We start from the raw sequence: 13,013 nt of genomic DNA, 5'->3' as shown, positions 1-13,013 counted from the left end.
ACGTGCACGGATCCGCTCCGCCGGCTAGTCCACGCGCCCGACCTGCCGGGGACGCAGGCTTGTTTCGCCCTCGTTCCCCTTCGGGCTACAACCTCTGCAGGTCCGCCACGGTCCGGCTGGCGAGGATCAAAGGGCTCACATAGCGTACTGATAGGCCAGCAGCATGGGAGGACGGGTGGAGGATCTTAAGTACAAAATGATCATGGCCTTGACCGCCGCGGACCTCGGGGAGCCTCTTTGTGAGCAAGTGGCGGGGATCTGTGCAGAGATTGCCGATCAGCACTGCACTCAGCTCCATGTCGGCTCCTCCGGCGACCACGTTCCTGAGATCGCCGTGCCGAACCTGTGGAGGGCAAAGCTGTGACCGCTCACATCCCCGCTGACAGAGGCCGGCGTTGACTCCAATGATGCAACCGACCGTCGACGTGCGACACAGCCGGGAACGCTTCCGAACAAACCTGTCCTGGCTTGATTCCAAACACTCCTTCTCGTTTTCCCATCACTTCGACCCGCAAAATACTCATCACGGCCTTCTGCTGGTCAGCAACGACGACATCGTCACAGCAGGAACAGGTTTCGAGACCCACCCCCATCAGGACATGGAAATCGTCACATGGGTATTGCAGGGGTCTTTAGTACATCAAGATTCCACAGGACATTCTGGCTTGATCTATCCTGGTCTGGCCCAGAGGATGAGTGCGGGAACGGGAATTCTACATTCGGAGAAGAACGACTCCTGGCGCTTGGAGGGCGGGAGCACCCATTCCGATCCAGTGCACTTTGTGCAAATGTGGATCGTACCGGATGAGGCCGGGATCCCACCGGGTTACGAACAGTTGGAGATCGACGACGAGCTCTTGCGCCGTGGCCTGACCACCGTCGCCTCCGGCATGGACAAGCACTCGGACACCACTGCCATCCGCATCCGGAACAAGTACGCAGCGCTGCACGCGGCCCGGCTCTCGTCAGGCGACTCGGTCGCACTGCCCGAGGCTCCCTTCCTCCATCTGTACGTGCCAAGGGGAAGAATCGTCCTGGAAGGCACAGGCAAGCTTCAGGAGGGGGACGCGGTGCGCTTCACTGCAACTGGCGGCCAGCGCATCACGGCCGAAGAGCCTGCAGGTGCGGAGATCCTCGTATGGGAGATGCACGCCACTGTCCGGGGCTGGTAACAGCGCACGGGCCACCCAGCGGGTGGCCGCAGAGAGACGGCACTCCGTAGCGTGCGCGGAGGCAAAAACGCCCACACCATCTCAGCCGCAGTAGTCATCGGGCGCCGGCGGGCAGAACGGCTGAACAGGTCGCTGAACCCGCTCTTGGGCAGAATAGTCAACACCGTCACCGCGGCCAGCTGTGTGGCACCGTCCAGCAGAGCCGGGGTGAGCCGCTCGGCGGTGACGCACAGCACGCCGATCCGCGCGATGCCGCCGACCAGAGGCAGCCACGCCACCATCGGCGTCTGGATGCTGCCTTCTCCGGCGCGCCTGTCGTTCCGCTTTCCGACCAGGGGTGAATATTCCGGTCATGGAAGGCCGAATGGGAGAGCAGTGATGGTCAAGGTGCGTTTCTCTTGGGGTTTTCTGGCCGTTGGTCTGGCGGCCACGGCGCTGTCCTGCGCCCCGGCTGCACAACGGGCAAGCGGCAAGGTGCCGGTCGCCGCGACGGCTTCGGAGCGACCCTACGAGACGTTCAAGATCACCTACGAGCAAGAACTTCCGAACATCAAGGGAAAGTCGTTCACCTCGGCGACCGTGGACTTTCCACCCAACGGACACGCGGTGCCGCATCGTCACGGCGACGCGTTCGTCTACGCCTACGTACTCGAGGGCACCTTCCGCAGCCAGCTCGAAGGACAGCCGGTGGAGACCTACAAGGAGGGCGAGTACTGGGTCGAGCCGCCGGGCGCCTACCACGTGCTGACGGAGAACACCAGCGAGACGGAACCGGGGAAGCTGCTGGTCGTCTTCGTCTCCAACACAGGAGACGAGCTCAAGGTCCCGCAACCGTAGGAAGAGGGTCGTCTCCGGCAGTCGGAACCGGAGAAGATCGACTTGAGCAGTATGTTGTCCTCCGCAGGCTGACTGGCTGTCACGTTCGTTGAGCATCAGGGGCGGTGGAGGCAGCCCCGACGATGAATGCCGGTGGCCAATAGTGATCATTTCTGTTCTCGACGCAGAACGAGCCCCGGCAAGGTGGTCGAGCCACGATAGCGAGTTGGAGCTCCGCCATGAGCACTCCGAAACGCAGCACGGTCGAGTGCTCGCCGAGGCCCAGGCGCCGCATCCGCGGATGCGCCCGAAGGCCGAGCGGGACACATCAAGGACTTGAAGCGTTGGTGGCGCTGACCTACTTTCGCGGTGAGGAGGAAGGTGGGTTCTGCGGGCGGATGGGGGCGATGCGCAAGATTCGCTGAACTCGCCTGGGGAGCCACCAGTTGAGGTGGCCGAGAAGGGAGACGAGTGCCGGCGCGAGTACACCGCGGATGATGGTTGCGTCGATGACGATGCCCGCGGCAAGGCCGGTCGAAAGGATCTTGACGTCGGTCTGAGGCACTCCGCCAAGGGCGACGAAGGCGAAGACGAGGATGAGGGCTCCGGAGCTCACCAGGCGTCCGGTGTGGCCAATGCCTCGGATGACTGCCCTGTCGGCCGTATGGCCCGCGGCGTATTCCTCGTTGATGCGGGTCAGGATGAACACTTCATAGTCCATGGACAGCCCGAACAGCAGGGCGAACACGGCCAGTGGCACCCATAGGGTGATCGCCCCGGTGGCAGGGCTGGAGAACAGTCCTGAGCCGTGCCCCTCTTGCCAAATCAGGGTGAGGACGCCAAACGCAGCCGCAAGCGAAATGGCGTTCAACAGCAAGGCCTTGACGGGCAGCCAGATGGAGTGCAGGGCACGGCTGAGCAGCAGGAAGGTCACCACCGTGATGACGGCGATGATGATCCACAGGTTGCTGCCGTAGAGCGCGTCAATGAAATCGCGGTCCTGTGCCGGAGAGCCGCCGATCTGTGCGCCGGGTACGACGTTGGCGGCGGCTTGCAGCTGCGTCAGAGCCTTCTCCCCCGCATCCGTGGACGCGTCGGCACTGCTCCAGGCAGCGGCGACGTGAATGCCATCGCGGTTCCAGGCTGCCGGTCGGACGAGGGTGATGCCGTCCGGCGCGGTCAGGGACCGACCAGCCGGCAGAACCACTTCGGTGGGGCGCAGTACGCCGGCCCCGATGCCGGAGTCGGTGAGCGCTTGCAGGCCGGCACTGGCCTGGGCGGAGGCTGTGGTGGCTTGTGCTGCGGCCTGCGGCTGACCCAACTGGAGGGAGAAACCCGGAATGATGAGCGCCGCTATCAGAGCCAAGGAACCAGCGGTGCCGGCGATGCGATGGCGTACAACCCAGGCGGCGATGGTGGTCCACATGCGGCTGACCGAGGTGGGAGGGCGTTTGCGGGGCCATTCCAGGCGGGAGCCTGCTGCATCAAGGATGACGGGGAGCAAGGTGATGGAGACGGCGACGCTGATGAGAGGGATGAGCATGCCAGCCAGGCCGATGCTTCGCAGGAACGGCACATTGGTCAGAGCCAGCGCGGCAAGGCTGACGGTGACCGTGATCCCCGAGAAGACGACACTGCTGCCGGCGGTCGAAGCGGATGCCAGGACCGCGTCCCGGTTTGAGCGGCCAGCGGCTCGTTCCTCGCGCCAGCGGGTAACTACGAGCAGGGCGTAGTCGATCGCAACGCCGAGGCCGACCAGGGCCACGATGTTCTGCACCAGAGTGGACATGGTCGTGGCGTAGGTCAGGGCGTATATGCCGACGAATGTCGTCGGGATGGCTATTGCCGCGATGAGCAACGGCAGCAGCGCGAGCAGGGAACCGAAGACGATCGCCAGAACTACGAGGGCTGCCACTCCGGCGAGAATGGTCTCCACCAGCACACTGGTGCTGCTGCTGGATCCGCCGGCCGCGAGCACGGAGGCGCCGGTGATGCGCACTGGTTCGCCGCCCACCCGGATTGCCGAGAGCGCGTCCTCGATGGCGGGGAGAGCTTTTGAGTAGGGGTCTGCGCTGGTGAAATCAGGAACCGGGTAGACCATGGCAAAAGTGGTGCGGCCGTCCTTGGACACGAATGACGCCGCGCCGGCAGGGTCGCTGACAGCCGAAGCCGTCCTAGCCCCGGGCACCGCACGCCGCACCCGCTCATCGAGGATGTGCAACTCGCTCTGCGCCTGCGGCGAGGACAGACCGCCTTCGGGAAGGCGGGCAACAACTATCAAAGGCGCGTTGCTGCCGCCCGAACCGAACGAGTCCAAGATGCGCTCATTGGTCTCGTAAGCAGGCTGCCCGGGCAGATCGAAGGCGAACGACAGCCGACTGTCCGACTGCGCGGCGGCGGCCCCCGCGAGCGCCAGCACCAGCCAGGCCACGATCACCGTCCACCGATGGGCGATGGACCAGCGGGCAAGGGCCGCCACCCCCGATCGCTCAGTTTCTGAGAGTTTCATGTTGTGAGCATAACGCCGCCTATCCTGTGCCCGTGACAACCGACGGCTTTTATCCCGGTGAAGACCCAAGCGACCAGCGCCAATGGCGGATCATCGACGCGCTGCGCCGCTACGGGACGGACTCAACCCGCCTGACACACGCTTTCGCCTCCCAGCACCAGCTGCGCCCAGTAGACCTGTTCGCCCTAGTGGCGATCATGTCGGCTGAGGGTGCCAGCACTCCGCTGACTCCCGGCGAGCTGCAAGGTCACCTGCGCCTGTCGTCTGCCGGGACGAGCTACCTCATCGACCGCCTCGAAGCCTCCGGTCACGTACGCCGAAGCCGCGAGGACGCGGACGACCACCGCAAGGTACGGCTGCGCTACAAAGAAGAAGGCATGCGCACTGCCCTGGCCTTCTTCGGCCCACTGGACGAGTCCACCAACGCGATACTCGATCAGTTCAACGCCAGCGAGCTCGATGTCATCGCCCGGTTCACCGATGCCATTGCCCAAGCCATGAAGGCCCACGTCGAACAAATCTGAACGGGCACCGCCGAGCGCACCGCGGCCAGCCCCGATTCCCGCGGCATGCCCAGGAGCGACTGCGACTCCCATGACCGCGTCGGTCCGCCGGACTCGCTGCAGGGGCCGATACCGAGGGCTGGCAGCGGTTATGCCAGTCACCAAATTCTGCAGCCCTGGCCCGGAGCTGGCCCAAGTGGCGGCGCATCCGCGGAGGTCCTGGTCAGGTTGCTCATGCCGCCACCGTCCGCGAGCCGGTGGAACTGTAAGCCTGGCCCGGGACCCGGGCTCCTGGGGTGATCAAACGTGGCGCGTCGGGGCAGCGCAGATAGGAGCGCGCGTTCGTCGACAAGGTCGTCGTCACCGTGCTCGGCACCGGCGAGCGCGTGAAGGTCACGATCGTCTGGGCCGGCGGGACCACCACAGCGGGAGAGGTCATATCCGCCCGGTCCAGCGGCTGGAACAGCTCAGCTACTACCCGCATCTGACCGATCGGATCCGCGAACTCGCAGGCCAGGGCATCGTAGCCACGGGATCGCCGACCGCCTGGAGACCGAGGGATTCCGGCCCGCGAAAGGCGGCAAACGGATCTCCGCAGCCACCGTCCGCGACCTCATGCGCCGCCTCGCCTGTCCCGCAGGCCGCGTCCACCGGCACCGCCCTGCACCACCTGGCGCGGAGCCCGGCCCCAACAAGTGGTGGCTCAAGCACCCTACTTTGAGCTGGACATGATCATCTCCACCCTCTACGCCTGGATCAACGCGGCTGGATCACCACCCGCCGGGAGAGCCGCTGGCCCCACTGCCTCATCGCCCACGCCGACCAGCGAGAACTCGCCGAACTCCGCGAACGCCGCACCCGTCCGCCCGGCTGGTACAGCCGCCGCATCCGGACCGAGACCCCGAGTCAGCAGAGCAACAGACTCCATGAGCGCACTGTGTTTGACAGATCCCAACCGCCCACCGCTTCGGGACCGGGATGAAGCCTCTGGATCCGAAGGTGCCGCCGGAGAATTCCATGTCGCCACCGAGGGCGGCTGCATCGGGACAGGTCCTCTCGATCCAGGTCACGATCGCGATCCGCAGTTTCGATCCCGGCGTCGGCACCCTGACTGGAAGTGTGAACGCTGGTGGTGAGGTCTTGGCCCTCGGACTACGGGCGGGATTCGCGCCGGAGCGGACGGCGGCATCGCTATCGCGGCTCACAATGCCGTCGCGGCTTACCGGGAATATCTGCCTAAAATGGCGAATAAGGCACTGTCGGGCCTGTGCGGGCGCGGGCAGCGCCACACGTCCAGCGCAGGCGACCGGGAGTCGATCAACGAGAACGGGAGAGCCTCGTGTCCAAAATCGCCGTATTCGGAGCGACCGGAACTATTGGCACCCGCCTCGTGGACGAGGCGCTCAACCGCGGCCATCACGTCACCGCTGTCGTGCGTGACCCGTCGAAGTACACCAAGTCCGGGACATACCTGACGGTCGTCACCGGCGACGTCCTGGACCCCGCCTCCGTCGCCTCCGTCGCCCACGGCCAGGACGTCGTGGTCAGCGCGGTCGGTGGCGGTGACGGTCCAGGCCACGTCGCCACCATCAGGCCCAGTGCAGAATCGCTGATCGCTGGACTCCGCGCAGCGGGGGACGACCCACCACTGCTCATCGCGGTCGGAGGTGCCGGCTCACTGCGCACCCCGACCGGCGACCTGGTCTGGGACGCGGAAGGCCTGCCCGAGGACCTGCTCCAGGTCATGCACGCCCACGGGGACGCCCTGGACCTCTACCGCACGGTCACCGATGTGCCGTGGACGAACTGCAGCCCCCCGGCATCCATCGAGCCAGGCGAACGCACCGGCACCTACCGCACCGACCTGGACGACCTGATCATCGACGACCACGGCAACAGCCGCATCTCCACTGAGGACTACGCCGTCGCCCTCATCGACGAAATCGAAAACCCCCAGCACGCCGGTGAGCGCTTCACCGTCGGCTACTGACCCCCTCTCGGGGGCCTGGTGCCGCTGTGGTCCTGGAGGTCCGCCGCCCATCGCTACCCGTTCTTCCCACGACTGCTGTTCGTCCTGGGCGGCACGGGGACGCCGCCGGGGCTGGATTCGTGTCCCATGTGGAAATGGGACAGCATCGGCTTCAGAGCAAACTTTCATGGGTGTCAGCCGCGGAGAGCCCGGCCCGTAAGGGCAGTCCGTTCGCGTCCGGCAGGACACGCATTTGCGAACCGTGCCTACCCCGGCCCACGGGGCTCGGAACGGCAAGTTCGCCACCCTCCATCCTCATTACGCACGGTGATGGTGCGCGGTGCGCCGGGGGGGGAGAGATCTCCCCTCCGCCACCGTGCACGGGGGGCGGTGCGGGCCGTCTCCAGAGTGGCAGCGAACGTGCAGCCAGGCGATGCCGTCTCAAGCGGCTGGACGATTCGATGCCGCGGCCGGCAATGCGCGGCACAATCTGCCGACGGCGCAACCATCCTCGCAGGTGGTCAAAGTCGTAACCCTTATCCGCGTGGAGCTTGCCCGGTCGGCGACGCCGGGGCCCGTAGCGGGAACGGATCGGAGGGATCCCGCGCATCTGAGGGATAAGAGCTTGGCTGTCGAGATGGTTGGCGCCGGAGACGCCGACCAAAATGGGCAACCCGCTGAGGTCGCAGATGACGTAAATCTCGAACCCAACTTTGCTCGATCGGTCGGACTCCGTCCGGTCGAGAGCCCTCTTTTGACCGCGCAGACAATGACCGAGTCCATCGCGCAGCGAGACCAGTCCAGCACGCCAGCCGCGCCGAGCCGGTCCAGCACCACGCGGTGCAACTTCGCCCAGACCCGGGCTCGCGACCAGTCCGTTGAATCGCCGGTGCACCGTCTGCCGGGAGGCGCCGACGACCGGCGGTAGCTGACGCCAAGTGCAGCCTGCGGTAGCGACATAGACGATCGCGGCCAAGACGCCACGGTCATCACATTAAGGTTCCCCCGGGTCCTGGACAGTAACGACCTCAACACCCTCGACATGCGCTGGTAGCCCCCGGACCGCCGCGTGACACGGAAGCGGTGGCATCGTTGAAACAGCGCAACTCCATACGCCGCGGAGCCCCCGGAAATGCTGCCCGCCGGGGCTCCGTGGCGTTACGAAACAGCTGGCCCGATCACCCTTGCTACGCGATTCCTGATGCAGCCCAGACCTCGGGAATCGTCGACCCCGCCTGCAACAGCAGCGCTGACAACGCTCAGTGCTTATCGGCTGGGGCGTCGTACAGGATCCGTGCAATGGCGTCCAGGTACGGAACGATCGCTGCTGCGTCTTCGCCTTTCAGCGCCTCGTTGCCCACGACTTCGCGCATCAGGCGGATGCCGACGGTGATGGCGTTGATCAGGGCTGCCCGTCCGCGGGCGTCCGGGCCCGTCAGGCTTGCGGCCAGGTCGGCCTCGTAGCGGTTTGCGACCTCGCCGCGGATGATGGCCATGGCCTGTCGGCTTGATGTGGAGCGGAGCATCGTCAGCAGGCCCGCAAGGTCGTCGAAGGGCGGATCGACGGTCATGAACCCCTGCGCCCCCTCAGGGGTCAGCAGGAACGGACCGTCGCTGACCCGGTCAAGCACAGCGCGGAACAAGCCTTCCTTCGAACCGAAGTAGTGACTGATCAAGCGGGAGTTCACGCCGGCCGCCACCGCGATCTCCCGCAGTCCTACACCGTCGTATCCGGACTCGGCGAAGGCGACCACGGCTGCGTCAAGGATCCTGTCCTTGGCGGTTCCGCGATCACGCGACTGCGCTTCCTTAGAAATGACAGACTCCCCGGATTCCCGATCAGACTCGACGCCAAGACGTCCGCACGTCCTCTGTGCGGCCGACCCGCCCGGCTCATCCTGCCGGGCCCTTTATCAGGACTGATGCGCACTCGCATCGCCCGATGAGATGGCGGGCCGGCGGCGATGCCGAAACGGGGACCACGCCTCTCGCCGATCATGCAGACTCGAGCCCTGCGGAAGCCGAGAAGGCGGGCCGGACACCATCTTGCCTGAACAGGTCCTCATCCGACACCTCCGGATCACCGGCCCACGTGCCGGGCCGTGCAGTGGGGCAGACCGACCTGACGACGGGCGGTGCACCGCGGCCGTCGAACAAGACGTTTGACGCTGCGGACCATGGTGAGCCTGGGCAGCTGGGTGCGGCTGCAGTTGCAAGATCGGAGAACCGCATGGCATTGACGTGGCCTGATGGTCCACGGCATCTTTGGCGGCGACCGCCACCTTTCGTCGCTCGCAGACCACCTTATCGGCACCCGCACACCCTCAAGAAGCTTCAAAAGTCGCGACGGCCCTACTTCCGTACCGGATCGGGCCCGCCGAAGGTGGCTGTCTGTACGGCTTGCGACGTCGCCTGGCGCGGGCGGCAACGAACCATCCGATCTTCGACGCGGAGCTTGTCGACGCAGAAGCCACGCGTGCGTCCGGCTGTGGGCCAACGGCGGAGGATCTACTCGTCGGCACGACCGAGGAGCCGGGAAGAGCGCTTGAAGTTCGTCCCGCTCACAAGCCCTACCGTGACCGGCTCGTGGGAAGTGCCTGAGCCCAGCGCCTGCCGGGTTTGGGTTCTGAGCCGGCAGCCCCGAAAGCCACCCCGCTGGTCTGCATCACGCTCGAGAATGACGAGCCGGACGGTTCCTCGACAGGTGTGCACACAAATGAAACCTCGGTGGACGGGGATTTTCGAGATGCGTCCACCTGAGGCTTCACATGCAGTCGGGCTGGTTGTGCTCTTTCAGACTCCTGACGAAAGAGCCAGCACGGACTGAAAAATTACCAGATTCGCTTCTCCTGCAGCCTGTGGTTCCACCAATCCATGCCGACAGCGACGATGGTGAATCCCAACCGGTAGAGGGTGGGGGCAGAGCTGAGGTCCGCGTTAGCCTGGTCCCTGATCCAGTCACCAAGGGACAGGCCCTCGCCACCTTCGGTCTGGATAAGATCTATCCAGGCGAGGGTGTCGTCCAGCGTTCGAATACTGACCTGCCCATACTGATTGGTGGTGCCAGTAGTGGCGATGCTCGGCCTGGAATTCGTTCGCCAGTCACCCAACCGGTGCCAATTCGGATTCCATGTGATGTGATCCTGGCCTCGGAACCAGATACCGACCTGGAGGTAAACGTGGTTGTCGTTGCCACGGTGCGCCACCAGCAGCCAGTCTCCGGCGTTTTCCGGAGCGGTTACTATGGTTCCCATTTCGGCGATCGCGGGGGAACTCGGAGTCAGGCCGTTGCCGCCGACTTCGCCCATGCCGTGCCATCCAAGGTTCTGGTCCAGTCGTCCCAGGTACATGCGGCTGTCCGTGCCGCGCCAGGTCACCATCAGATTCGTGTGGCTGTGGTACGACGTCACTGACGGTGTCGCCAGGGTCAGCACACTCTGAGGAAGGGCGGTCCATCCCTGGCCGTCGTGCCAGTCGCCACCGAAGTCCGGATCGTAACGCATGTAGTAGACGCGGTTGTCAGTCCCCCGGTGGAAGACGTACATGTAGTCATCGAACCACGCCACAGCCGGGGCGTTGGCCGTACGGGCGCCACCTGGTATTTCTCGGGCGTCTTCGCCTTCGAAGGAGTAGTAGAGGGGAGTAGCCCCACCACCCTCCCCTCGCCAAACCCTCAGCTGGTTGTTCGACCCCGCCACGGTGGCGGCGGCGGCACTGTCGCTCGAGATGATGTTGTTCGGACCCTGGGGCCTTTCCCACGGCCACTGAGCTGCTGTGCCGGGGCCTCCGGCCTTCTTCGCGCTGGAGTCCTTGGCCTTCTTCTTCGTGCTCGTGCCCTTGGCTTTCTTCGCCGCGCTCGAGACCTTGGCCTTCTTGTCCGCGCTGGGGCTCGCAGTCCCCTTCATCGTAATCGGGACCCCATCTCGCGAAGGTGAAGGGGCTGCCGATGCTGACGCCACCGAGGTGACGCTTACTCCTATGACCGCCAGGAACGCGGCCATAATGAGCCGCCAGCGGTGCCATCTCAACATTTGGTACCAGTTCTCGTGCAAGGTGCGTTTACTCAGGTGGGGCCGAGTGCGCGGCAAATGTTTGCAGTCTTCACCGGGCGGGCCTGGAGAAGCTGCTTTCGGAAACTGTTCCCCGACGGTGCCATGCTGGCGGATCTCCGCACAGTGGTAGACCGACTGATCGCCTTCGACCGCCGTCACTACGGCCAGCATCGAAATCGTCGCCAGGGGGCGAGCCAAGCGGCAAGCGCCTCGCAGTCCCGACATGGACTGCAGGATGCCAGCCCTGACCAGGCATTGGAGCACCTTGTTCAGGTGGCTGGGTGACAGGTCATGAGCAGCGGCCAGCTGGACCGTGGGCACCGGCTCGTCGCCTGGCAGGCAGGCCGCATTGAGCGGCGATGCACGGCCCATTCGCCGCTCCTACTCGTTCGTACAACGTGGAGTGTAAGGCTCCAGAGAGTTTTTCCGCAACTGAGGAAAACACCTAGCCCGCAGGCGTCACCGCACTGCCATCCCACACCTGCGCGATGGCAGGTCCCTGCCACGCCCTCGGCCACCCCCGGTGGATACGCTCATCTCGGCGCGCTCACCCCGCCGCAGCCGCGACCGGAAGGCCAGGGCCGTCTCACGGGCAAGGACCGTGACCAAATCGCGCACTGGTGCCGTGAGTTCTCAACGTCGACATCGGGGAGCAGCGCTCCATCGACTTGATCGACGTCGGCTCCCGGGAAGACTCGCGTTTCGGCGACATGCACTTCACGTTCCGGCAGGCCCCGGAGGGCGTCCCCGTCTCGATGGCGGCGTCGACCTCGATCGTCGGCCGCATGGTCCGGGTGGATCCCGTCTATGGCCACCCACCACCCGAGGAACCCTGGAGAACCCGACCCGCGTCGTCGGGCCCCTGCCAGGCCCAGCCCAGCAACAAGCAACCGAAACCACCGCTTCACCCTGATGCACAGCCATCCGAAGTAGAACGGGGAGGCTGCTCTTCATCGGACGGTTCCACGAGTGACGAAAGGATACGTGGCCGGTAGCAGGGGCCGGACGAACCGGCACTTGACGCAGCATTCGCAATTTCATATGCTTGAACGGTCAAGCTTCTCCGGCCGGGGCTGTTCTGTCGTGACAAGCGAAAGAAGCCTGGCCTTCCATAAAGAGAGAGCACATGCGAAACCCCAACAAGGTCGCTCTGGGGGCTGCTGCAGCCTTCACGTGCGCCGGCGCACTCGTCGGCGTCACCTCCACCTCAGCTTCGGCCTCCTCCTCGGCCTCCCCCTCGGCCACCTCGGCCTCCACCTCGGCCTCAATCCACCAGTGGCAAATGTGTGACCGCCGCTACCTGGTGGGTTCGCAAGGCTATTGCCTGGGCGGCTACACCAAGCCCGAATGGACGAATTACGTCGAATACTTGTGGAACGACACAATCTCGTCCATCAAGACGAACGAATACGGCCTCCAGACGTGGAATAACGCGAATTATACGGGAACCTACGGATTTTTCGACCCCATGTTTACGTGGAGCGTGCTGAATTACCCTTACAACGACGCCATCTCCTCGTATGGTCCCGCCTACAACTGACGCGGAAACGGGGGCGGCAGCGACACTCTCCTAGGCTTTTGCCCCCATTAGAGCCGTGTAGCCGATAACGCTTGTAGTCTTCACCGATAATCAGCCGCCAGGTGGCAGAACGGCGGCTCGCCGCCAGGGCCACAGGCTGACGGCCCATCACGGTGAGCGCAGCCGCCGTGTGCCCCTGTTCCGGTTGTGAGCTGGGATTTTATAGCGCTATCGGCCACACCATTCGGCGGCACGCTATAGCAGATCTTGTCTCACTCGCACTAGGACACCCATGGCTTGTGGAGGCCAGCCCCGACGCTCGGGCCATGTCGGCCGGGATTTTTGTGCTCCTCCGGTTGCGTGCTCCTGTGTGCGCGTCATTGCTGTAGGTGCCCTCAACACTCCGGCCTTCCCCGGTTCAAACCTTCCGAAAAGCCGTTACGCGGTGGTCTTTAATGTTTATGGACTCCATG

Annotated in this window: 10 protein-coding genes and 1 pseudogene; 6 read left to right on the top strand and 5 right to left on the bottom strand. The window is 64.7% G+C overall.

The window, feature by feature from the left end:
* Positions 1 to 202: 202 nt before the first annotated feature.
* From DN051_RS46000 to DN051_RS39820, 3 genes are all read left to right on the top strand, one after another.
* Positions 203 to 364 carry a hypothetical protein gene (locus tag DN051_RS46000; protein ID WP_199314824.1) on the top strand — a complete coding sequence of 54 codons (162 nt, stop codon included), beginning with the start codon at positions 203 to 205 and terminating at the stop codon, positions 362 to 364.
* Between the two features lie 43 nt (positions 365 to 407).
* Positions 408 to 1,172 (top strand): pirin family protein, encoded by a 765-nt coding sequence (locus DN051_RS39825; RefSeq protein ID WP_199315029.1) that lies wholly within the window; start codon positions 408 to 410, stop codon positions 1,170 to 1,172.
* A 222-nt stretch (positions 1,173 to 1,394) separates the two neighbouring features.
* Positions 1,395 to 2,009: a cupin domain-containing protein gene (locus DN051_RS39820; RefSeq protein ID WP_234389040.1), complete on the top strand. Its 615-nt coding sequence runs from the start codon at positions 1,395 to 1,397 to the stop codon at positions 2,007 to 2,009.
* A gap of 337 nt (positions 2,010 to 2,346) precedes the next feature.
* On the opposite strand, the gene DN051_RS39815 is transcribed toward DN051_RS39820, so the two are convergent.
* Positions 2,347 to 4,497 (bottom strand): MMPL family transporter, encoded by a 2,151-nt coding sequence (locus DN051_RS39815; protein ID WP_199314822.1) that lies wholly within the window; start codon positions 4,495 to 4,497, stop codon positions 2,347 to 2,349.
* 32 nt (positions 4,498 to 4,529) lie between these two features.
* Here DN051_RS39815 and DN051_RS39810 point away from each other — a divergent pair, with 32 nt between their 5' ends.
* Complete coding sequence (locus tag DN051_RS39810) at positions 4,530 to 5,021, top strand: MarR family winged helix-turn-helix transcriptional regulator (RefSeq protein ID WP_162625118.1); 492 nt, start codon at positions 4,530 to 4,532, stop codon at positions 5,019 to 5,021.
* A gap of 211 nt (positions 5,022 to 5,232) precedes the next feature.
* Here the strand turns inward: DN051_RS39810 and DN051_RS39805 are convergent, their stop codons facing one another.
* Positions 5,233 to 5,484 carry a hypothetical protein gene (locus DN051_RS39805; RefSeq protein ID WP_112441854.1) on the bottom strand — a complete coding sequence of 84 codons (252 nt, stop codon included), beginning with the start codon at positions 5,482 to 5,484 and terminating at the stop codon, positions 5,233 to 5,235.
* A gap of 855 nt (positions 5,485 to 6,339) precedes the next feature.
* Between DN051_RS39805 and DN051_RS39800 the strand changes: the two genes are divergently transcribed.
* Positions 6,340 to 6,990 (top strand): NAD(P)-dependent oxidoreductase, encoded by a 651-nt coding sequence (locus DN051_RS39800; RefSeq protein WP_053762666.1) that lies wholly within the window; start codon positions 6,340 to 6,342, stop codon positions 6,988 to 6,990.
* Positions 6,991 to 7,372: 382 nt separating this feature from the next.
* Here the strand turns inward: DN051_RS39800 and DN051_RS39795 are convergent.
* The 3 genes and pseudogenes from DN051_RS39795 to DN051_RS39785 form a co-directional block, all read right to left on the bottom strand.
* Positions 7,373 to 7,957: pseudogene (locus tag DN051_RS39795) on the bottom strand (IS5 family transposase); the annotation flags it as partial.
* Positions 7,958 to 8,228: 271 nt separating this feature from the next.
* Entirely contained in the window at positions 8,229 to 8,723 is a 495-nt protein-coding gene (locus DN051_RS39790) for a TetR/AcrR family transcriptional regulator (protein ID WP_162625117.1), read from the bottom strand.
* A gap of 1,077 nt (positions 8,724 to 9,800) precedes the next feature.
* The gene (locus tag DN051_RS39785) at positions 9,801 to 11,393 is read right to left on the bottom strand and encodes an Rrf2 family transcriptional regulator (protein WP_112441848.1); all 1,593 of its coding nucleotides are present in this window, start codon (positions 11,391 to 11,393) and stop codon (positions 9,801 to 9,803) included.
* 754 nt (positions 11,394 to 12,147) lie between these two features.
* Between DN051_RS39785 and DN051_RS45445 the strand changes: the two genes are divergently transcribed.
* A complete protein-coding gene (locus tag DN051_RS45445; protein WP_162625116.1) occupies positions 12,148 to 12,561 on the top strand; it encodes a hypothetical protein in 414 nt (137 codons plus the stop codon).
* Positions 12,562 to 13,013: the final 452 nt, after the last annotated feature.

Origin of the sequence: Streptomyces cadmiisoli (genome assembly GCF_003261055.1) — a bacterium.
In the GTDB taxonomy this organism is placed as follows: Bacteria; Actinomycetota; Actinomycetes; order Streptomycetales; family Streptomycetaceae; genus Streptomyces; species Streptomyces cadmiisoli.
This window is presented reverse-complemented; position numbering and strand designations above follow the sequence as displayed.

Bases quoted from the DNA above. Each gene is read 5' to 3' on its own strand.
- DN051_RS46000 (WP_199314824.1), top strand. From the start codon at position 203: ATGGCCTTGACCGCCGCGGACCTCGGGGAGCCTCTTTGTGAGCAAGTG.
- DN051_RS39825 (WP_199315029.1), top strand. From the start codon at position 408: ATGCAACCGACCGTCGACGTGCGACACAGCCGGGAACGCTTCCGAACA.
- DN051_RS39815 (WP_199314822.1), bottom strand. From the start codon at position 4,497: ATGAAACTCTCAGAAACTGAGCGATCGGGGGTGGCGGCCCTTGCCCGC.
- DN051_RS39805 (WP_112441854.1), bottom strand. From the start codon at position 5,484: ATGCGGGTAGTAGCTGAGCTGTTCCAGCCGCTGGACCGGGCGGATATG.
- DN051_RS39785 (WP_112441848.1), bottom strand. From the start codon at position 11,393: ATGGGCCGTGCATCGCCGCTCAATGCGGCCTGCCTGCCAGGCGACGAG.
- DN051_RS45445 (WP_162625116.1), top strand. From the start codon at position 12,148: ATGCGAAACCCCAACAAGGTCGCTCTGGGGGCTGCTGCAGCCTTCACG.